Genomic DNA, 23,247 nt, shown 5'->3' with positions numbered 1-23,247 from the left:
TGAACCCTTTTCTATTATTTAGTATCTAGCTAGAGCACCTAGCATGCTGCCCTCCACAATATTTCTAATTTGTTCTACCATAATCTTAGGGGATTCTTTCATACCGCCCTTTATCCATTGAACTATTATTCCTACAAAAGCATGAGTATAAAATTCACATATAAACTTTTTATCCTTTTGTGAAACCTTTAGTTGAATAGACAAATCATTAACGACTCCCAGGATGAGTTCATAGCTAAATTCAAAAAAATAACCGTCAAATGCATTTTGTCCAGGAGTATTAAGAGCGTTTATATAAAAGGATTTGTTATTCATTAGGTAGCATAGGGTTCTATACATGCCATCAGGCCAGTTATCATAATGCCTGCAATTATCTATATTTTCTGTGACCTCGGTGTAATAAATCCAGTTTACAAGGTCAAATTTATCCTTAAAGTGATAGTAGAAGGTTTGTCTATTTAGTCCGCAGTTATCTGCTATTTCTTGAATAGATATTTTAGATAATGGAATCGTCTCCATAAGCTGCTTAATTGAAGCTGCGAGAGCTCTTTTAGTTATTAGTGACTCTGACATATCAATCTCCTATAACATTTTTTTCTTTTTGATCCTATAGTTTATTAATATGAGGATTTATAAATTACTTACAAGCTAGTCTGTTATATATAGATACACAAGTTCAAAATAAAATATACAAATCAATAAGAGTACAATTAACAGCTAAAATGGTTGTTAGTACGTTTAAAGATTAAAGAACTGTGAGATCTATTCCGCGAACAGATATACTACTTGAATCTTTAGACTCAAAATAAAGCTTTTGATGAACCTAAGTAGCTTTGTTTTTATAGATTTCAGTATGAAGTAGTATGTCTATATATTATATATCATTTATGAAAGTAATAACAATAATCATACAAAGCTGTAATAATATTTTAATTATTTAAGTAACTTTATCAAGGCATCTGAGGACTAACTGCATCAAATTTAATATGGAGATTTTACTGGATGGCCAAGTAATTTATATTAGATCATAGAAGTATTAAGTATATTAATGAAGTGATTTATAAGTAGGGGAAGAAGTATAATTATAATCAATCTTGCGATACTAAATAGTAGTACATAAGGAACGGATGTGAGAGCATGTTTGATAATTACGATATTAGATATAAGATTGCAATCATATGGTTTTTAGCTTTTATATTATTATGGATTATATTTAGAAATATCCTTCCTTTAAAATCTATGAACTATCAGCTTAATAATATTCAAGCAAGCATAGAACAGGGCGATTGGAAGAAGGCTGATCAGTACACTGAAGAGTTTGTACATAACTTTGAAAGCAATAAATTTATAATACAAATAAATAATGCTACAGAAGCATTGATTAGCTTCGAACATACTGTTGGACAACTTAAAGTAACCGTAAAGAATAAACAAGATAGTTCGTTAGAATATGTAGGGGCGCTAAGAGAAATGATTAATTTAGTAGTAAAACCTTTTTCAGGGCCCTAACTAGTTAGTTTTATTTGGAGGAACATATGAAAATAGTTATAACTTATTCCATAAGGGTTATTTTGGTGTACTTTTTCACTTATTTATCAACAAGAATGATGACAAAAAAAGCAATTGCTGAAATGACTGCTTATGAAATAGCTGGGGTTATGATACTTGCCAATGTTGCAGCTGAGCCCTTAGTTGATAAGGTGGTCATAAAGTCAATATACGGAGTTGGACTGCTTGTGGCATTGATGGTTCTTGTAGGAAGACTGGCTGTTATTAATAAGCTTACTATGTTCTTTGAGCATACAGCCACTATAATAATAGAGAATGGAAATATTGATATGAAGGCTTTAAAGAAACTTAGTCTAAGTATGAATCAGTTGAAGGGACTGCTAAGAGAACAGGGATGCGATAAAGTATCAGATGTACAAACTGCGATTTTTGAACCGCAAGGAACCCTATCTGTTTTTTTAAAAGGTGAAAATAAACCAGTTACCCTTAAGGATTTAAATATGTCAGCGTCAAATGAAACTATTACTATTCCGCTTATTCTAGATGGTACTATACAGCATAGTAATCTAAAACATATAGGAAAGGATGAAAATTGGCTTATAAGTGAACTAAAGAATAAGGGGATTGAGGATTTTGTAAAAGAAGTTGCAATAGCGGAGCTAGACCCTTCATGGAAGTTAATTATTTTACGAAAATATAATTAATTATATTGATTTCCCAGTAGGAGATATTTAGGAGCGATAATACAATGAGATATGATGTGGTTGAAAAAGCTACTCCTTATAAAATAAGTGAAAACTTGTATTCTGAAAAAACTATTGTAATAAACTTTTTTAATGATGAAGGGGAAGTACTTGAGATAAGAGAATTTGGAGCCTTTACTATAGAACAATTACTACATATAAAATCAGCATATACTGATTTTAAGTTTAGGGAACTTTATTTTTTTGACTTCTCTATAGATGAGTATAAGGAGTTTTTTGGTTGTGATAGCCAAGATAATATTAGGGACTTTTATGCTGAGAGATGTTTCTTTGATGGTAATTCGGATTTTAGCAATACTAGGTTTGGCGGAGATGGATTTAGCCTAGCTAATTCAATTTTTGGTAATGGTAAAGTTAATTTTGAAAAATCATATTTTTGGGTAAGTAATACTGATTTTAACGGTATTAAGTTTGGGAATGGAGAAAAGAATTTTTCGTTCTCTCACTTCTATGGAAAAGAGATAAATTTCTATGGCGCACACTTTGGAAATGGAAACGTAAGCTTTAGAGCAAATAGCTTGCCTGAGGGGCACTTAAATTTTAGTGGAGCATCCTTCGGAGATGGGCATATTGATTTTGACTATTCTATATTTAGTCCAAGTGGATTAGATTTTAGTGGTACAAACTTTGGTAAAGGAGATGTCTCCTTTAGAAATGCTAATTTTAGCAATGGAGATATTATATTTTTTGCATCTTCCTTTGAATTGGGGAAGGTTTCTTTTAGTGGATCTATATTTGGAAATAGTAATATTGATTTTAGTTTTTGTAGATATTCTAAGTGTGATATACATTTTAGATATGTAGTATTTGGTAGCGGTAAGTTTAATATGACTAACCTGAACTTGATAGAGGGTAAAATTGTTTTCAAGGCTGCAGAGTTTAAGGGCAAACCTATAAGCTTTTCTGATAGTACTATAGATGAACTTATATTTAAGGATTCCATATTTATTGAACATGTAAATATGAGATTAAAATATTGTAGATCATTAGTATTAGAAAATTGTATAATAGAAAAAACTTTTGATCTAGCTTCTTCAAGTAAAAAAGTCGTTAATATAGAAGCTTTTAATGTACTTAACACAAAAAACTTGGGGCAAATATATATAGATTGGAAGATGAATAAAGTTAAGGAAATGGTATATTCTCAAGGCGATAAAACCAATTTCCAAGAGAAGGCTAATCAGTTCAGACTTTTGAAAGAGAATTTTAGAAATATTGGAAGATATAATGATGAAGATCTGGCTTACTTGGAATTTAAGAGATGCGAAAGCATCTATAAACTAAGAGGAGAAAACTTACCGCCTGATAGTAATAAAAAGATACATAAAATTAGAAGGTATATGATCTACCCTTTTAAGTGGTTTGTTTTAGATTTTGTAGGAAACTATGCTACAAATCCTTTTAGAATAGGCTTTACTATGCTAATAACAGTAATTACCTTTGCGGGAATATATACCTTGCCCTTTGTAAAGCTAGATGGGGATAAGTTTTCTTATTATAAGGAAATAAGTCCTATTCTGCAAAAAGCCTTGCAAGGCTTATATCATAGCATTGCTACGATTTTAACCATAGGTTATGGCGATGTTAACCCAGGCAATATTTATGCTATGTTATTATCTGGTATTGAAGGGTTTATGGGAATGTTTCTTATGTCCTATTTTACCGTAGACTTCGTAAGAAAAATATTAAGATGATACAAAGGCAGATTCGCAAAAAAATCACTGAAGAAAAATCGCTTCAGTGATTTTTTTATTCTTTAGAAGAAATTATACTTTAGATAAAGCTGTGATAAGTATGCTTGGATTACTCAAGAGTATATAAAAGAGAAAAGAATAAAAAAGAAAATTATGTCGCCTGCCAGAATTTCTTCACATGCGTTCAGAAAAGGCAGATGCGCAAAAAAAATCACTGAAGAAAAATCGCTTCAGTGATTTTTTTATTCTTTAGAAGAAATTATACTTTAGATAAAGCTGTGATAAGTATGCTTGGATTACTTAAGAGTATATAAAAGAGAAAAGAATAAAAAAGAAAATTATGTCGCCTGCCAGAATTTCTTCACATGCGTTCAGAAAAGGCAGATGCGCAAAAAAAAAATCACTGAAGAAAAATCGCTTCAGTGATTTTTTTATTTTAAACAAACCTAAAATATTGAACATAAATCTAAAATAGTGTATATTATTGTTATTATAACAAGTTTATGTATTCTTATAGTTTATGTAAACGTTAATGGCATCATAAGTATGGAGGAGAGAATGAATAAAAGATTCATAATTAATCTAACGAAGGTTTTAGTTGTAATTGCATTTATAGTTGGCTTTGCATTCTATTTTGGTAGGCCAAAGGAAACTTCCTCAGGAGCTGATACAATTGTTAGGCTGCAAGCTTATGACTTACTAGGATATTATTTAACAAATTCTGATTCTGAGATGAAGGTAGATAAGGACATATCGCCAATATATGATAGTTATTATGTTCAAAGAAAAGGCTTAGCCAATTCTAAATATGTATCTTTAGAATCTGTAAGTCATCCTGGGCACTTTCTAAAAAATGATAATAATATACTTACTTTATCAGAGAATGATGGAAGTGCTGATTTTAAAGAAAATGCAACTTTTAAGAAGGTATCTGGGTTAGCTAGTTCAGCCTATACTTCTTTTCAGGCTTATAAAGATTCTAACTTGTATATGAAAATTAAGGATGGAAAGTGTATTTTTGAAGAAATATCGGGAGCTTCTGATAAAAAGGATGCTACCTTTAAACTTTATTCTACAACAAGCACTATGACTAACCCTAGAGATACAGATAGAGACAAAGCTGACCCATATGTGTATAGCCATACAGATGGATATTATTATGGAATGCACACTTATACAGTAGATGGTGCATATACCCCTAAACTTATAATGTATAAAAGTAGAAATCTAAGCGATTTGTTTAATACTGAGGGAAAGATAATTTGGACAGCTCCGGACTTTGGTTGGAATACTGAGAATATATGGGCACCAGAACTGCACTATATAGATAAGGTTTGGTATATTTACTATAGTGGAGGAGGAAAAACTGGAGTTCTTAAAAACACTAATGCTGATCCTACCACCGGTACATGGACAGATGCTGGTAGGTTATATGTAGAAGATGCAGATGATTGGGCAATAGATGGGACAATCCTTATGCAAAATGGTAGTCTGTATTTTCTATGGTCTGGAATAACTCCATCAGATCCAGGAGTACAAAAAATATTTATTTCTAAGATGAGTAGTCCAACTTCTCTTACTGGCAAAAGAGTAGAGCTTTCAAGACCTAGCTTTTCTTGGGAGCAACAAGGTACTAATGGAGTTTATAATGTAAATGAAGGCCCAAGCGTACTACAGCATAATGGAAAAACCTTTGTTACTTACTCAGCAAGCTTTTGTAGTACTCAGTATTATTGTTTAGGTATGCTTACTTGTGATAGTAAGGCAGACCCTTTAGTACCCTCTAATTGGACAAAGTCACAGAAACCTGTGTTTCAAGCTTCCGAAGAGAATGGACTTTGGGGAGTTGGTCATAACTCCTTTGTAAAATCAAAAAATGATGATTCAGATTGGATTATATACCATGCCATGATGAGCCCAAATAACTATGCTCCGAGAATGGTTAGCATGCAGAGATTTACCTGGAACAGTGATGGAACACCAAACTTTGGTACACCGGTGGGAAGGTATAACACTATCCCAAAACCTAATGGAGAATAAATCAAGTTTAATTAAATTTAATTGAAATGAACTGCATCAGCATATATAAGTTGTGTTGAAGCAGTTCATTTTTTACTGTCTAGGGATCACATATGAAGATTAGAATTCTAAGAAAGCTTAATGAATAAGCTTGTCTTTTTAGTAGGAAAGTATGAAGTTGTTTCTTGTTAAGTCTAATAATCGTAAGGCCTTAGATAGCTTTATAGTATAAACAGTAAAAAAGCAGTAATCTAGCTTTTTAAAAAAAATTAATAAAGGAGGTCGCTTTAGCAAATTTTTTATACTATATTTATTATATGCTTTAAAATATGGACATCTTTAATAATATTGTTGAAATTAAGTGATACATCTATCATTAATGCAAGGGATGACTAACCACTTAATCTAAACATGATACTTTAGCATAACCTAAAAAATAAAGTATATAGATTTAGCTGGATGGGAGTAATAGATATGGATAAAAATAAGTTTTATACAAACAGAAGGAATATTGTAATATTAGCAACTTTATGTTGTGCTTTATGGGGAAGTGCTTATCCATCAATTAAGATTGGATATGGATTATTTCATGTAGGGGCCAATGATCTAGGATCAAAGCTCACCTTTGCTGGTTATAGATTTACCTTAGCAGGAATTTTTGTGCTTTTACTTAGTTTACTTATGAAGAAGAGCATATTTATTTTTTCAAAGAAGCAATTTGGACAAGTTATATCTCTTGGCTTTCTTCAGACAGCACTTCAATACATATTTTTCTATATAGGAATGTCCTATACTACTGGTGTTAGAGGTTCCATTATAAACGGAACAGGAACCTTTGTTAGTATTATATTAGCTCACTTCATTTATAAAAATGATAAGCTTAACTTTAATAAAATACTTGGATGTATTGTTGGGTTTTCTGGTGTTATAATTGTAAATCTTAATGGGCAAGCCTCTTCGGGAGGAGCTTTTTCTTTCAGAGGTGAGGGATTTATAATGATTTCAGCAATTATCTTTGCAGTTTCAGCTATATACGGAAAAAGGATAACTCAAAAGTCAGATCCATCTATAGTTACAGGATATCAGCTATTTATTGGAGGAGTCATATTGACAATTTTAGGCCTTATGTTAGGGGGAAGATTGCAAGGCTTTAACTTGAAGTCTACAGGACTTTTATTATATATGGCATTGCTTTCATCTGTGGCTTTTGCACTTTGGACACAGCTTTTAAACTATAATAAAGTAGGGCTGATATCAGTGTTTAATTTCTTAGTACCTGTGTTCGGTACATTACTTTCAGCGTTGTTCTTAGGAGAAAATATATTTGATTTAAAGATATTAGTAGCGCTAATACTTGTATGCTACGGCATATTTTTAGTTTATAGAGTAGGCTCTGTTAAAGTACTGTGTTGAAATTAAGTGATCAGTCATCCGATGCTTAGATGAGCTTGCGCAAAGAATTAATATGATTTTGTCATATTCCATGGCTAAAACTGTAAACTCACTACGTTCGAACATACAGTTTATTAACGCCATTCCATCTGAAAAAATCATTTAATTCTAATAGCTCGCTCATATAGCATCTCCTTCATGACCACTTAATTTTAACAATATTATTAAACATAGCCATAGAGTAAAGCAAAAGTAATATATATAGGTATCCTTTACGGAAACTTAATTTATGTATGTTCGATAATCCTGGCTTCTGGGGATCACCGGGCATGCACAAATTAATAGTTGAAGTTGGATACCTATATTTATTTAAAAGCAGGGTTTTTACTCATAAAAACCCTGGCAAATACTAATCCATTCGCATCCCTTACAAACTATAGAGAGCTTGTCTTGGGTTAAGATATTTTTTTGTACTATTTGTTTAAATTCTTTCCATTGGATAACGTCTCCGAAATTTAAATTACATAAACTAAGGCAGGACTTATCATAATCTTCAGGCTTTTGTCCAGATAAGCAAATTCCTTGATTATTATTTGGACAAGAACTACAAATATTATCTGAAGCAGGCACTAAGGTTATTTCTATATTAGGGGTGTTTTCAAGAACTTGAATTGTACTTTTCATATTATCAACAAAATCTTGGCTATAGCCCTCTCCAACAAAATGTTGAATACAAAGTCCATGATGAGGTCTTAAATATATCATAATTAACTCCTTTATTACTTTTAACAAGGATCTGTTAAAGTACTATGTGAAATTAAGTGGTCAGTCATCCGATGCTTTAATGAGCTTGCGCAAAGAATTAATATGATTTTATCATATTCCATGGCTAAAACTGTAAACTCACTACGTTCGAACAGTACAGTTTCTTAACGCCATTCCATCTGAAAAAATCATTTAATTCTAATAGCTCGCTCATAGAGCATCTCCTTCATGACCATTTAATTTCAACAATATTATTAGACATAGACAAACATAAAAACGAATTTTATTAAGTATAGGCTATATATATTATAGCATGATATAAATCTATTTAAGGATTTACTACTGTATAAATTTAATATAACTAAACTTAGTTAAATCACTGACAAAAACAGTGATTTTTTTATTGTCTAGACTGGTTATAATTAATAACTTTTAGAAAAATAATATAGTGAAACCTTATGAGAGCAGGTAATTCGATTTATATAGATAGTGAAAATTAACCTAAGGGTTTAAGTATGAATACATGGAGGTAAGTGGTAGAAATGGGTACTCAATATGTAAAGGGTGAGAGTTTTTTTACTAGAATAAACAAGGTTACTAAACAGTATGAGTATTTAACGGAAGATATAGAAGCAGATGTAATAATAGTTGGAGGAGGTGTAACTGGAGCAATATTGGGATACTATTTTTCTAAAAGTGGGGTAAATGCAGTCATTTTAGAAAAATCAAGAATAGCCCATGGAAGTACTAGTATAACTACATCACTTCTTCAATACGAGCTTGATAGCAATGCAGAGGAATTAAAAAAGGATACTTCGTTGGAAAATATTGTGAAGTCATATAAATTAGGCTTAAAAGCTTTAAGTGAAATAGAAAACTTTATAGCTCAGTATGGCAATGGCTGTGATTTTAAGAGGTTAGATAGTTTTTTGTATACAGCTAAAGATATAGAGGTTAAAGAAATAAAGGAAGAGTACCATGTTAGAAAGGAAAATGATTTTCAGGTTGAGTTTATAGATAAAGTTAGCAATCCATCTGGATTTGACGTTAAGGCAGGTGTATTAAGTAAGAATGGAGGAGCCATGTTTGATCCTTATAGATTTACCCATAGCTTACTTGATGCAAGCTTAAGTAATGGGTTAAGGGTATATGAAAATACAGAAGTAATAAAAGTTGAGTATGAAGATGATGCTGTTAATGTGGAAACTGTTTATGGCTATAAAGTAAGAGGTAAAATTATAATAGTTGCAACAGGTTACAATACTAGTTTATTTACCAACAGGGATTTTGGTGTTAAAACTACAACCTTCAATATAGTAACTAAGCCTATTGACCAGATAGAAGAGCTATATAAAAACGTAATATTTAGAGATAATGAAGATCCTTATAACTATTTTAGAACTACAGAAGATAATAGATTAATAATTGGAGGAGAAGATTTAGATTTCTTACATGGTATACCTAGCGAAGCTATATGTAATGAAAGTTATACAAAGCTTGAACAAAGGATAAAAACTCTTTTTCCTAATTTATCTATAGATATAGAATACAAGTATTGTGGAGCCTTTGCATCTACTAAAGATAACTTAGGCTTCCTAGGAAAGGATCCAAAAAATAATAAGCTTTGGTATTGTTTGGGCTACGGTGCCAATGGAATACTTTTTGCCATACTAGGTGGAATGATGCTTAGTAAGTTATATATTGGAGAAGAAGATGAGGATTTGAAGTTATTTAGGATTAGCAGATATGATTGCTAACCTCCTCCACATATTTTTAACACAATTTAACTGTATAATCAAAGATGTCCCTATTCGATTCGAAATATAGTTTTAAAGTTTCTCTAACTCCTGAGAGGAGAATTTTAAGATATAAATTTTGTTGTGAAGTGGTACATCTATATATAGTGGATAAAAATAAATTATACGATACAAAGAGCCGATGAATTAGATTGGTTGAATTTACATTAATATTATTAAACCATAAGTTATTAAGACTAATACAAACCTCTCGAAAATATTAATAACAATTTTAATAAAAATAAAAGTTTATTTAAACTTAATAATTATAGAGGTGGCATATATTGGGTTTTATAGATGTGTTAGGAACTAATCAGGAACTAAAGGCCTATAGGCAAATAATAGATAAGATAAATGACATAGTTTTGGTATTTGACGTCGCAGGTAATATAGTAATGGCCAATAGTGAAGCCATGACGACCTATGGATATATAGAGAATGAACTCTTATCTATGAATGTACTTGACGTAAGTACCCAAAGTACTATGGATCGCTTTTGGGATAAGTTTCATCAAGCTCTAGAAAAAGAGATAGAGTTTGAATCTTATAATTATAAGAGGAATGGGACTATATTTGCAGTAAGAATAAAGTCTTTTGGGATTAATATAAATGGCATTGATTATGTTGTCAGTATTATTTCTGATGTCACTGATTCAAAAAGAAGTTATGATGAGATAAGATATTTATATTCCATATCGGAAGAGACTACAGATGCCATAATTGGAACAGATGTTGAAGGCATTATAAAGATATGGAACAGAAATGCAGAATTCATATATGGATTTTCAAAAGAAGAGATTATAGGCAAAAACTTATTTATAGATATGTTTAATAAGTGTGGATATGATTATTTTAGCGAAGTATTAAAAGTATTTAAGGGTGAGAAAATTAAAGATTTTGAGATTATAGACTTAAGAAAAGATGGAAAGAAGATTTGTATATCTTTAACTGGCTCTGCTGTTTATAGTGATAATGACGTAATTGGTACCTTGTTCTTTATTAGAGATATAACGGATAGAGTAATGCTAGTAGATAAATTAAATGAGAACCAGGAGAGATTAAGGATGGCCATTGAAGGAAGCCAATCTGGAGTCTGGGATTTTAGTATTAATTCAGGAGAAGTACATTATTCCGAGGTCTTTGAAAAAATTCTTGGTTATGATATTGATGATTATCCTAGAGACTTAGAAAAATACATAATGACTATTCATCCTGATGATATAGATGCTGTAAGAAAAGCCATAAATGAGGCTGTACTTGGAGATTATTTAAAGGTAGAACATAGGATGCTCAGAAAAGACGGAAAGTATGTATGGGTAAGCTCCATGGGCAAGGTTATTAATAATTTTGGTAGCAGTGATAATATTAGAATTGTTGGGCTTACAAAGGATATAACTTGGCAAAAAAAGCTTGAAGAAAAACTAAGAGTCAATGAGGAACGATATAGGTTATTATACAGTTCTATGAGTCAAGGAGTGGCCTTAGGAGATGCTATTTACGATGACAATAACAACATAATCGATTGTAAGTTTGTAAGCGTAAACAAGAGCTTTCAAGAAATCACAGGTACAGAGGCTGTGAAATGTATCGGAAGGTCTTTGCTTCAGGTATTTCCTGAGTTAGAGGACTGGATATATAAGGGGTATCAGAAGGCTACAGATAATGGGGTCTCACATTGTGCCCAGTTCTATTGTGACTTCATAGATAAATACATTGATGTGCAAGCCTATGAATTGAAAAATGGTCAAATTGCTATATTTGTAACCGACATAACTGATGCTGTATTAAAAGAGAATCAATTAAAAGATAACTTTAAGCAGTTGCAGTTACAAAAGGAAAAAGCTGAAAGAGCTAATCAAGCTAAGTCACAATTCTTAGCTAATATGAGTCATGAATTGAGAACTCCTATGAATGGCATATTAGGGATTGCCCAGTTGATGGAATTTACTGAGTTAGATGAGGAACAGAAAGAATATATAAATATTTTAAAAACTTCTTCTAATCACTTACTGAAGATAATAAATGATTTATTAGATATATCCAAGATAGAGGCGGGAAAAGAAGTTATCAGTTTGGAAAAGTACAATTTTAGAGAATCTATTGAGATGATAATTCAAGAGTTATCTATTACAGCCGGTGAAAAAAACTTGGAGGCATTGTATTATATTGATCCATTGATAAGTGAAAAGGTAGAAGGAGATCAATTAAAGATACGCCAGATACTGCTTAATCTTATAAGTAATGCGGTTAAGTTTACAGAAAAGGGGCATATATACTTTAGAGTAAAGAAAGTATTAAATACTGCTGCTGATAAAATTAAATTACAATTTTCCATTGAAGACACTGGCAGGGGGATAGCTCCTAGCTTTAGAGAGGATATATTTAGCTTATTCACACAAGAAGATAGTTCTTACACAAGAAAATATGGTGGCACTGGTCTCGGACTTGCAATTTCAAGAAAGCTTGCCAATCTAATGGGGGGAGACATATGGTTTGAAAGTGAAGAAGGCAAAGGAAGCACATTTTACTTCACTATAGAACTTTTGAGTGCTGAAAGCACTAAGTCTAATTATTTTAAAGAAGCTAATCCATTGATTAGAAAAGCAGATATTATAAGTAATAAAAAAACTATCCTTGTTGCAGAAAACGATCCGATGAATACATTAGTGATTGAACACTTTTTACAAAATCTTATGTATGAATATCATTGTGTAAAAGACGGTGAAGAGGTTTTGCTTGCAATGGATAAAAATAAATATGATATTATTTTAATGGATATTCAGATGCCTTTATTAGATGGATGTGAAACAACAAAGATAATTAGATCAAGAGAGAATGCGTGCAATAAGCACGTACCTATAGTTGCCATGACAGCCTACGCCATGGAAGGAGATAAGGAAAGATTTATAAGTTGTGGTATGGATGAGTATCTATCTAAACCTATAGATTTAGAAGCATTGACAAAGATTTTGAGAAGATATCTATAATTATCTAAAATATAATAAATATCACATAAGAGGCGTTTAGTATAAAGTTAAGTTACTAAACGTCTTTTCACATTATAAGAATGTTAGGTTTACAATATATGACTATTGTTAAAAATATAGCAATATTATAAAAATATATGAAAAATATTACATAAATTCATTTTAATAATATTATTTTACAAAAAATAAAGATTTTCTTTAATAATGAATGTATAATATAGATAAAGCTACAAATTATTGAACGAACGATTAATCGTTAGTCTGAATTGATTAATTTAGGAGAGGATAGCGATGAGTGTAAGGTTAAAGACTTTAATAATATCTATAATGAGCTTTTTACTTTTTGTCGTTTTTACAAATGTTGTTTCTTATTTAGTTATTGATAAATACATTAATAAAATAGAAAGTAAAACTGTGGATGATTCCTTTGATGTGTTAACTTCAATACTAAATAAAGAGGAAAACAGTATTAAAAGCACCTCACTGGATTGGGCTCATTGGGATGAAACCTATAATTTTTTAGAGAACAAAAATGAAGAGTATATAAGACAAAATATAGTGGACAACACTATGCAGCAGCTTAAAGTAAGTTTTATTTATTACCTAGATCAAAACAATGATATGTTTTATAAAAAAACATATCTGTTAGAAGACGAAGAAAGAAGTGAAATAGAGAAGAAATTACTTAATAAAAGTTACTTAGGTAAGATAAACCCATCAAGTATTGAGGCAAAGGAGGGTGTCATAAGTAGTAATAATAAATTATATATAGTATCTATAGCGCCTATCACCACTTCAGATGAAAGATCAAAACCAAATGGTAAGCTTATAATTGGCAGAGTTGCAGATAAGGAACTAATAAATTACATAAATACAATAAGTAAAAGTAATATAAAGTTTTTAGATAAGTTAAAGGATTATAATAATAAAGAAGAATTAACTATAAAGAATAATGGATATATTCTTGCTTCTAAGTTTTTAAAAGATATAAATGGCAATAACAGTATAGAAGTTACAATCGATATTGAAAGATATTTATATAATATTGGGTTAAGTTATTTGATGATATTTGGCAGTCTATACATAGTAGCATTGCTTATAGTTTTACTCATAGATAGATTTGTATTAAATAGATTTGTATTAAAAAGACTTAAAGTATTGAATTCATTTATTGGAGATATAACAAATAAAAAGGATACTAACTTAAGAATCATGCTTGATGGAAATGATGAGTTTAGCCATATAGCACAGTCTACAAATAATATGCTTGAAGAACTAGCCTTAGCTAATATTGATATTAAGGACATGCATGAGAGGTTTACTCTTGTGATGGAGGCAACAAAGGACGGGTATTTTGACCTAAATATAGAAGAAAGTAGGCTTTATATAAATGAAGAGTGGAAACAGGCTTTAGGCTATGAAGCTGGAGATGACCGTGAATTATTTCATGAACATTTTTCGAAGATACATCCAGAATGCTTAGAAAACTTAAGAAAGAGATATAAAGACATACTAAATAGTAGCACTGATTTTTTTGATATATCCTATAGAATGTTTAATGATATGGGAGAAATAGTTTGGGTTTCTCAACGTGGAAAGATTGTAAGTAGGGATGGTGAAGGAAAACCACTTAGATTAATAAGTGTATTAATAAACATAACAGAAAGAAAAAAATATGAAGAAGATATATTGTTCTTAAGCTACTCAGATAAATTAACAGGCTTAAAAAACAGAGCATTTATGGAGAGAGAACTTGAAGAACTTGATAGAAACCATTACGAAAAATACTTTTTAATAATGGGGGATGTGAATGGTTTAAAACTTATCAATGATGCGCTAGGACATAAAGAGGGAGATAAGTTAATATACAATGTAAGTAAGGAACTTAAGAGGCTTTGCAGTAATGACGATATTGTCTCACGCTGGGGAGGCGACGAATTTGTCATATTGATTAAGGGGAAGAGCAAGGATTATGTAGAGGAATTAATTACAAAAATAAAAGTTGCTTGTGATAGTATAAAAGACTTTCCTATAAATGTTAGCATTGCATTAGGCTATGCTAACAGGGATGAAGAGAATGTGGATTCAGAGGCTGTGATGAGTGTTGCAGAGAAAAGGATGTATAGGAATAAACTTATAGAGAAAAAGAGTACAAGAAATGCAGTTACAAGTTCATTATTAAGAACTTTACATGAGAAACACAGTGAAACTGAAGAACATACTATGAGAATTAAAGAGCTGAGCTTTAAGTTAGGAACTAGTTTGGGATTATCAAAAGATAAGTTAGATGAATTAGAACTTCTAGGACTTCTTCATGATATAGGGAAGATAGGAATTCCTGAGCATATATTATTAAAGCCTGGTAAACTTACAAATGATGAGTGGGAGATTATGAAAACTCATACTGAAATAGGATATAGGATAGCAAAGTCAACTCCTGAATTATCTCATATAGCAGATGAAATACTAGCTCACCATGAAAGATACGATGGGACAGGCTATCCAAATGGATGGAAGGGTGAAGAAATACCTCTGTTAGCTAGAATAATAAATGTTGTTGATTCCTTTGATGTAATGACTCATAAAAGAGAATACAAGGAAGCTAAGGACATTGAGTATGCTGTTGAGGAATTAAAAAGATGTTCGTCAAAACAGTTTGATCCGATTTTAGTAGAGGAGTTTTTAAAGTTATTAGAGAGGGAAGAGCTAATATAGTTATAAAAAGTGATTATAACAGTATATTGGTGCTAATGAATAGTGCTGGAATCACCATAGGGTTTAAACTGATTTTTACTGCACCCTATGGTTAGGTTTTGGTAAGAATTGTAGTATATTTGATGATATCTATAAAGCAAGTACAAAACTCTAATTATATGTGAAAAAATTATGATTATTATGAAATTTCACATTTATTCCTTAAATATTTATGGTATAATTTTCAATATAACTATGAGAATTATGCCATAAATATTTATAGTTTTAGGAAACGAGTCGAATTTGGGGGCGCGGCTATGAACAATTTATGTAAAACTAAAAACTATGCGATTTACAAGACTATTTTTACCTATATAATTTATTCAGTTCTGATTTCTCTAATATTAGCTTTTATAATTTGGAAAGGATATTGGGGAGAAGATAAAGAGATAATTCACTCAATTTTAGAAATAATAACTGCAGTAGTTGGTGTGGCTATATTCTTAATCGTTTGGTACCAGATTGAGATGGAAAATGAAGTGAACATAATATTAGGATTCGGATTTTTAATTGTAGCAATTTTAGATTTAATACACGCTCACTATTATAAGTATCTCATAATAAATGATATCATAAACTCAAATCTAACCGCAAGATACTGGATGTTAGCCCGTCTAATACAGATGATGACCTTATTAATTTTCTCTTATAAACCCTTTAAAAAAAATAACAATAGATATTTAGGTTTGATTATTACTATATCGAGCGGAATTATAGTTTTCTATATATGTAGGCTTGGCTATTGGGATATCCCTGTTTTATATGATGAGAAAGGTATTACTTTCTTTAAGGTATTACTAGAGTTATTAGTAATAGGATTAGCCTTATTCACACTGAAAAAATTAAGTGGAAGGCTGGAAGAAAACTACTTGATAAGGTTTACCTATATATTTTTGTGTGTTGCTATGATAATTCCCTCTGAGGCATGTCTTGCATTATATAAAGATATAAACTCTTTTTTTATGGTATTAGGACATATATTGAAGATTGTAAGTTACTACTTCCTTTATAAGGGCGTATTTTCAAGTGTAATAAGATATCCATATGTTAGGATGATGGAGACCAATCAAAGACTGGCAGATATTCTTAATGCTGTACCAATGCCTATACATACCTATGATAATAATAATAAAATAGATTTTGTAAATGATAAGTTTGTAGAATTATTTAAGTGTTCTAAGGAAAAGATTGTAGGAATTGGTGATAATAAGCTATTAGAGATTCTACCAAGATTGGGTGATGAAAAAGAAGATACAATTGCTAATATAGTTAGGAAATGTGAAAAGGGAGCAACCAATCTTATTAGAACCTACATTAATGGGGATAAGGAACTTGTAAGAGTCATTGTAAACGCACATAAAATAAAAAATGGAGTTCTTGTGTTGCTTAAGGATGTAAAGCAAGAACAGGAAATAGATAATTTGCATTTGCAAACTCAAGTGATTTTGAATTCTATATCTGCTCCAGTAATGATTTTAGATGCTAATGAGAAGATAACTGCTTACAATGAGCATTATGGTGATTTATTCGAAGTACAAAGCAGAAGCCTTATAGGGCTAAGCTTGGAGGAATTTAAAAAAAGCGTTGGATTCAATGAAACAAGCTTTTCTGAAGTGCTAGAAGCTGGAAAAGTAGTTGGTAAACGATATGAAGGGTCAATATTTTTTAAGGATAATCTGGAGAGGGAGATAGGCGGAACTTGCTCGGTGATACGAAATATTGACGATGAGAAAATTGGCGCTGTTTGTATTTTCAGAGATATAACTCAAGAAAAAGAGAAACAACAAAAATTGATCAATCAAGAAAAACTAGCAACCATAGGGCAGATGGGAGCAACTATAATCCATGAAACTAGAAACTTCTTAACAACGATTAAGGGAAGCAGTCAGCTAATTGAACTTTATGCAAATGATGTAAGGATAAAGGAATATGCAAAAAAGATTAATATTAGTACAGATGAAGTAAATAGGATAATAAGTGGGTTTTTAAGTTTATCTAAACCAAAAGAAACAGAATTTTTAGAGGTAGCTTTTATTGATTTAATTGAATCTATGAGAGGTATACTTGAAACCTCTTCTCTTATGAGAGGTGTTGAGCTAATTCTAGATTTAAAATATGATGAAAGGTACATACTTTGTGATGAAACTCAAATTAGGCAAGTTATGCTTAATATATGTAAGAATGCTGTAGAAGCCATGGATAACTCACTACATCCTGTTTTACTTATAAAAAGTGGAATAAGAGAAGCTAATAAGGAAATATTTATAAGTATATCTGACAATGGGGATGGAATACCTAAAGACATGGTTAAAAAGTTAGGAACACCATTTTTATCTACTAAGAAAAATGGAACGGGATTAGGATTAAGTGCTTGTTTTAATATAATAGATGAGCATAGGGGTAGGATAGAGGTTGAAAGTGAACTTGGGATAGGAACTACATTTACTATTATAATTCCATATATAGAAGAAGATTTGGATGATATTGTATAAAAAATCACTAATGTGAATTCATTAGTGATTTTTTCCTTAATGTAGTATTTTGTAAAAAGGTGCGAATGAAATTAATTGAATTGTGCAACCGCATGCGCAATAATTAAATGTATGATATTGTAAACGGTATATAGGCTTTAAAGAATGGGGAGTGGTTATGCTAAAAAATATGTTAGGAAGTTGGAAAAACAGACCTGTACAGTTATTTATAATAATTCTGGGCTATGTTATTTCTATATTGGTTACATCTGCATTAATAAGCGGAGTTCAAAAAAAGATTTTTGAGTTCAATGAATCCAATTTCGGAAAGCTTGAAAGTCGTACAGCAATGTATTTATATAATAAAACAAAGGAAAAATACGATACTAACACCTTAGATGTCTTGAGGGCTTTAGGAAAGACTGCTGAAGTTGACATACTTAGATTGGACAATGAAGAAGTAAGAAATGGCAATAAGGTCATTGAAGGAGAAGTGGTTCCATTTTACTATGAAAATAAACCGGATTGGCAGCCTGCATTATACTCAGGGAGGTTTATTACTCCGAATGAGTGCAAGAAAAATGATAAAAAGTTGTTATTGGGAATTGGATTGGCTGAAGATTTAAAATTGAAGACAGGAGATTTTGTAAGTTTTTACGGTATGAGTTATGAAGTAATAGGTATATTAGGAAGAAAGTATATGGATACAAATTTTGATAGAGCAATTTATATACCAATTGGTTCCATTCCAGATACCTATATAACTAAATTAAATCAACAAGTTATATCAAGAAGTGGCGAAGAGAGTCAATTAAATATAAATATTCTATACAGAGTTAATGAGAAGAATGTAAAACCGCTGATAGATAGTACTAGCAAAAAGTTTAATAGCGATTTTAAGTACGATGTTCAAGCTAATGTAAATCTTAAGGTATCGTTTGATGAGGTGATAGTGGATGTGGTATTGGTAAGCTTACCATTGCTTATTGTAGCACTTATAAATATAATTAGTATCTCTATTTTTTGGATAGATGGTAGAAAAAAAGAGATCTCTATAAAAAAAGCACTTGGAGCAAATGATAGATATATAAAGAAAAGTATAGAAAAAGATATGCTTCTAGTTGCAGCAATATCTTCACTGATTTCTGTTTTAGTACAAGGTATTTTGTTCAAGGTTGTTGAACCAGTCGTGAATAACTATAGATTTACTTTTAACTTATCGTGGATTAATCTTTGCGTAAGTTTATTTCTAGCAATATTTATAGGATACTTTGCCTCCTTAATTCCTGTAAAGAAGACTCTTGAAATGAGTCCAGCGGATGCAGTAAAAGTAAACTAGTAGGAGAATAGAGATGGAATTAATATTGATAATCTGGAAATCCCTAAAAACACAGAAAAAGAGAAACATACTTATGATAGTTGAATTAACTCTAAGTTTTTTCATAATTCTTATGGTTTCTGGAAGGATAGAGTATTATAGTACCTTTGCAAATAAAGGAATAGCTGTTATTAATAAAGATTACTATACAGTATCTTCAAGTAATATTGCAAATAAAGATGATTATAACCTTACAAGGTTTAGTTTTACTCATAAGTATGAGCCGGATGTTACGCCCACCAGTAAAATATATGAAATTGCAAGCAATGACAATAGAGTAGATACTGTAGGAAGGCTTTTTGGTGATGTATTAAAGCCAAGTATAAATAATCCTAATGAAATAAAGGCTAATGTCTTAAATTTGCTTGCTATATTTGAGGATAAGCCAGCAACAAAGCTATTTGATTATAAGGTCATAAAAGGTGAAAATTTTACTCAGTATTATAAAAGATATAAGAAAGCAGATGATACTGAAGCTATTCCATTGCTAATAGGTCCACCATTAGAAAAGCTTAATCCGATAGGATCAATAGTGGAGCTACCAGGAGCGTTAGATTACAAAACATTTAAGCCAATAAAATATAAGATTATTGGAATCTTAGATCCCAATATGCCTACAGGTTTTGAGCCTGGAACCTTCGATATTGGGTTAGAGAATAATGGCTATGTAACTATAGGCGCAAAACTTCCAAGTGATCAAAGGGCAGTAGATAAGGAGATTTTTCTTAATGTATTAGTTACAGTAAAAAGTAAAGCAGATATTAAACAAATTGAAAAAGATTATACGGAGAAAATAAAAACTCATAAGATATCCCTTGATAATGCAAAAGATTATTACAGAAACATAAAAAGAGATGGGCAAAGGAACTACGCAGGTTTTTTTTATGGAGTAATAATGCTTTTATTATCATCTTTTGGAATTATTAGCGTATCCCTTTCTACATTGTTAAAGCGTAAAAGAGAGATTGGAATAAGATTTGCAATAGGTGCTAAAAAGAGTAATATAGCTATTATGCTTGGTGGAGAATTACTTTTTCTGTACCTTGTTTCTGAAATTATTTCACTGACTATGGCTAAGGGGGTTGAGAAAATTGTACCTCAAATGCTAATTAGCATGCATGTTGTGTTTGTAGCTTCATCTATGGTAATAAGTTTTATGTTGTTATCAACAATCCCCTTAGTTATTAAAACTTTTAAACTGAATATTATAGAGTTTATAAAGGTTGATTAGTAAAAAAACTAAAGTTTACAGGTGTAGAAGGAGTTGAAATATATGAGCCAAGTTAATATAAAAGACATAGTAAAGAAGTATGTTACGTACGGTACTGTCACTATGGCTTTAGATAGTATATCTTTAGAGATATCTGAAGGAGAGATGATTGCCATAATGGGGCCTTCTGGATCAGGAAAAAGTACCATGCTCAATATCTTGGGGTGTTTAGATGAACCTACCTCAGGAGAGTATCTAATCAATGATAAGTCCGTAGAAAAACTAGGAAGTTTAGAACTTGCTAAGACTAGGAATGAGAGAATAGGGTTTATATTCCAGCAGTTTGCTTTGATTGATGAGTACACAGTACAAGATAATATAGAATTACCTTTGATATATAAAAACCTGTACTGTAAGAGAAAAGATAAGCTGTCAAGAAAAGAAATAAATTGTAGAGTCTTAAATATGTTAGAGGCCCTTGGAATAAAAGAACATAGATTTAAACATCCATATCAACTTTCAGGAGGTCAACAGCAAAGGGTTGCTATCGCAAGAGCTTTGATTGGAGAGCCTGAAATTATAATAGCAGATGAGCCCACAGGAGCATTAGATCAAAAGACTGGTAAAGAAGTTATGAATCTTCTAGTAGACATAAATAAAAAAGGCAAGACTGTCATTATAGTAACTCATGATGAGAATGTAGCAGCCTACTGTAAAAGGCGTATTGATATTTTGGATGGACAAGTAATATCAGATAGACTGACGAATATAACAGCTATATAGTTAATAAGAAATCGCTAATGAAAGCTTCATTAGCGATTTCTTATTATTTATTCTTGTTAGACAACCTTTCTTCGAAGGCTTGCACTGCATTTTTAGTGAAGTTGCCGCCTTCTGCGCCGCCTATCATTCCACAAACCTTTGAGCTAGTATTTCCCCAGTAACCATCATCTGGAAGTTCTATTCCTAACTCTTTCGCTTGTTCTGACTTTGTGTTTAATTCATTAATGATCTCTTTCATAATACAAACACCTTCCTCATTAGTTAATTATAAATATTGAACAATCTTTTGAAACTTGAAGTTTACATCCCTCACATATTATTGATTTCCATAATGAGATAATTTATTTTATAGAATAGCTAGTAATTTGATTGTATTTTTTCTATTTATAATATGAAGTTATAAGTAATTACCTATTGTGTATATGAGTTAAACAAGAAGTTAAATTATTTCTTAGTAGGTTATTTAAAAATAGTTTTATTATTAGTAGCAGATATAGTTCTAAGAAAATAGTATATATAAATGTGTTATACAAAAGAGAAAGAGTCTTTTAAATTAAATATTTTTAAAGGTCATTTTTAGATTTGAATATGTTTTGGCATAAGAAATTTTAACTTAACAGGTAGATTTTTAAGTCATTTAATTTTGTACAAGCTAGACTTAAGAATATAATAAACGGAGGATTAAAATGGATATTAAATCTAGATTAAAAAACTATGGATTGTGGGTATCGGTTTTAGCACTAATTCCAATTATATTAAAAACTTTTGGATTAGATATACTGCCAAGTAACTACAGCGAGCTTGTAACTGCTGTTTTAGGTATACTTGTTCTCTTAGGTATTATTAATAATCCTACAACTGAGGAACGTGGATATAAAGACGACAAAAGATCTTCAAATAATGATAATAACATTAAGAGAAAATATGTTTTAAAAGAAGATAAGTTTGATAACAGAGATTATTATTTTAAAGACCATCCATTAGTAAAGGCTTTAGAATTGCCTAAATCAGTTGATTTAAGGGAAAAGATGCCACCCATATATGAACAAGGAGAATTAGGTTCCTGTACTGCCAATGCTGGATGTGCCAATAAAGAGTATTTTATTAATAATAGAGTTGAGCTTTCGAGGCTTTTTCTATATTACAAAGAAAGACTTATTCAAGGCACTGTAGATGAAGATAGTGGAGCTTCTATTAGGGATATATGTGTAGCATTAAAAAATAGTGGAATATGTGAAGAAAGTTTTTATCCTTACGATATAAGTAAGTTTACGGATATACCTTCGGTAGCAGCAGACCAAAATGCTTTGCAATATACTATTAACTCCTACCATAGAATAACCTCTTTAGAGGAAGTAAAGCAAGCGTTGGCAAGCTCTTTACCAGTTCTTTTAGGAATTACAGTATATGAAAGTTTTGAGAATGTAGGAAAAGATGGTTTTGTTCCTATGCCTGGTGTTTTTGAAAAAATGCTTGGTGGTCATGCTGTTCTTCTAGTTGGATATGTGGACAATAATTCGCAAAAGCAAGGTAGTCTTAATAGTATATGCAGTATGATTAAAAAAAGAAGAAAGAATAACGGATACTTTATATTAAGAAATTCTTGGGGAACAACCTTTGCGGATAAGGGCTATATGTATCTCCCTTATGAAGTCTTTGAAAAGATAAAAAATGATATTTGGGTTATAATACAATAACTTTAATTATATTAATTTCTTTCATATA

The 23,247-nt window shown here is 31.0% G+C and carries 17 protein-coding genes; 13 read left to right on the top strand and 4 right to left on the bottom strand.

Translation table 11 applies throughout. The features are described from left to right. Positions 1-18: 18 nt before the first annotated feature. Positions 19-573 carry a dihydroxyacetone kinase transcriptional activator DhaS gene (gene dhaS, locus C1I91_RS26305; protein ID WP_128215583.1) on the bottom strand — a complete coding sequence of 185 codons (555 nt, stop codon included), beginning with the start codon at positions 571-573 and terminating at the stop codon, positions 19-21. 564 nt (positions 574-1,137) lie between these two features. Here dhaS and C1I91_RS26300 point away from each other — a divergent pair. The 5 genes from C1I91_RS26300 to C1I91_RS26280 all read left to right on the top strand — a co-directional run bounded on the left by C1I91_RS26300 (position 1,138) and on the right by C1I91_RS26280 (position 7,399). Then, the gene (locus C1I91_RS26300; RefSeq protein WP_128215582.1) at positions 1,138-1,509 is read left to right on the top strand and encodes an ATP synthase F0 subunit 8; all 372 of its coding nucleotides are present in this window, start codon (positions 1,138-1,140) and stop codon (positions 1,507-1,509) included. Positions 1,510-1,535: 26 nt separating this feature from the next. After that, positions 1,536-2,213 (top strand): DUF421 domain-containing protein, encoded by a 678-nt coding sequence (locus tag C1I91_RS26295; RefSeq protein WP_128215581.1) that lies wholly within the window; start codon positions 1,536-1,538, stop codon positions 2,211-2,213. Positions 2,214-2,257: 44 nt separating this feature from the next. Then, on the top strand, positions 2,258-3,967 hold the full coding sequence (locus tag C1I91_RS26290) for an ion channel (protein WP_128215580.1): 1,710 nt from the start codon (positions 2,258-2,260) through the stop codon (positions 3,965-3,967). A gap of 558 nt (positions 3,968-4,525) precedes the next feature. Further along, positions 4,526-6,007, top strand: coding sequence for a family 43 glycosylhydrolase (locus C1I91_RS26285; protein WP_164880668.1), 1,482 nt, complete (start codon positions 4,526-4,528; stop codon positions 6,005-6,007). Between the two features lie 453 nt (positions 6,008-6,460). Beyond that, complete coding sequence (locus C1I91_RS26280) at positions 6,461-7,399, top strand: DMT family transporter (RefSeq protein ID WP_128215578.1); 939 nt, start codon at positions 6,461-6,463, stop codon at positions 7,397-7,399. On the opposite strand, the gene C1I91_RS26275 is transcribed toward C1I91_RS26280, so the two are convergent. Beyond that, positions 7,361-7,540 (bottom strand): hypothetical protein, encoded by a 180-nt coding sequence (locus tag C1I91_RS26275; RefSeq protein ID WP_128215577.1) that lies wholly within the window; start codon positions 7,538-7,540, stop codon positions 7,361-7,363. The two genes, C1I91_RS26280 and C1I91_RS26275, sit on opposite strands and share 39 nt — an antisense overlap. Before the next feature lie 222 nt (positions 7,541-7,762). Continuing rightward, a complete protein-coding gene (locus C1I91_RS26270; RefSeq protein WP_128215576.1) occupies positions 7,763-8,143 on the bottom strand; it encodes a DUF1284 domain-containing protein in 381 nt (126 codons plus the stop codon). A 542-nt stretch (positions 8,144-8,685) separates the two neighbouring features. On the opposite strand from C1I91_RS26270, the gene C1I91_RS26265 reads away from it, so the two are divergent. The 7 genes from C1I91_RS26265 (at position 8,686) to C1I91_RS26235 (ending at position 21,522) form a co-directional block, all read left to right on the top strand. Beyond that, complete coding sequence (locus C1I91_RS26265; protein ID WP_128215575.1) at positions 8,686-9,900, top strand: NAD(P)/FAD-dependent oxidoreductase; 1,215 nt, start codon at positions 8,686-8,688, stop codon at positions 9,898-9,900. 323 nt (positions 9,901-10,223) lie between these two features. After that, entirely contained in the window at positions 10,224-12,926 is a 2,703-nt protein-coding gene (locus C1I91_RS26260; protein ID WP_128215574.1) for a PAS domain-containing hybrid sensor histidine kinase/response regulator, read from the top strand. Positions 12,927-13,217: 291 nt separating this feature from the next. Continuing rightward, positions 13,218-15,641 (top strand): HD domain-containing phosphohydrolase, encoded by a 2,424-nt coding sequence (locus C1I91_RS26255; RefSeq protein ID WP_128215573.1) that lies wholly within the window; start codon positions 13,218-13,220, stop codon positions 15,639-15,641. A 296-nt stretch (positions 15,642-15,937) separates the two neighbouring features. After that, positions 15,938-18,172, top strand: coding sequence for an MASE3 domain-containing protein (locus C1I91_RS26250; protein ID WP_128215572.1), 2,235 nt, complete (start codon positions 15,938-15,940; stop codon positions 18,170-18,172). Positions 18,173-18,329: 157 nt separating this feature from the next. Continuing rightward, positions 18,330-19,490 (top strand): ABC transporter permease, encoded by a 1,161-nt coding sequence (locus C1I91_RS26245; RefSeq protein ID WP_128215571.1) that lies wholly within the window; start codon positions 18,330-18,332, stop codon positions 19,488-19,490. A gap of 13 nt (positions 19,491-19,503) precedes the next feature. Then, positions 19,504-20,760, top strand: a complete 1,257-nt coding sequence (locus C1I91_RS26240; RefSeq protein ID WP_128215570.1) for an ABC transporter permease — start codon at positions 19,504-19,506, stop codon at positions 20,758-20,760. Positions 20,761-20,802: 42 nt separating this feature from the next. Beyond that, positions 20,803-21,522 carry an ABC transporter ATP-binding protein gene (locus tag C1I91_RS26235; protein ID WP_128215569.1) on the top strand — a complete coding sequence of 240 codons (720 nt, stop codon included), beginning with the start codon at positions 20,803-20,805 and terminating at the stop codon, positions 21,520-21,522. Between the two features lie 43 nt (positions 21,523-21,565). On the opposite strand, the gene C1I91_RS26230 is transcribed toward C1I91_RS26235, so the two are convergent. Beyond that, positions 21,566-21,760, bottom strand: a complete 195-nt coding sequence (locus C1I91_RS26230; protein ID WP_128215568.1) for an alpha/beta-type small acid-soluble spore protein — start codon at positions 21,758-21,760, stop codon at positions 21,566-21,568. 448 nt (positions 21,761-22,208) lie between these two features. On the opposite strand from C1I91_RS26230, the gene C1I91_RS26225 reads away from it, so the two are divergent. Further along, the gene (locus tag C1I91_RS26225; RefSeq protein ID WP_128215567.1) at positions 22,209-23,219 is read left to right on the top strand and encodes a phage holin; all 1,011 of its coding nucleotides are present in this window, start codon (positions 22,209-22,211) and stop codon (positions 23,217-23,219) included. The last annotated feature ends 28 nt before the right edge of the window (positions 23,220-23,247 follow it).

The organism is Clostridium manihotivorum (assembly GCF_004015185.1).
In the GTDB taxonomy this organism is placed as follows: domain Bacteria; phylum Bacillota; class Clostridia; order Clostridiales; family Clostridiaceae; genus Clostridium_AR; species Clostridium_AR manihotivorum.
Note: the sequence above shows the minus strand (reverse complement) of the source record. Positions and strands in the feature narration are given on the sequence as shown.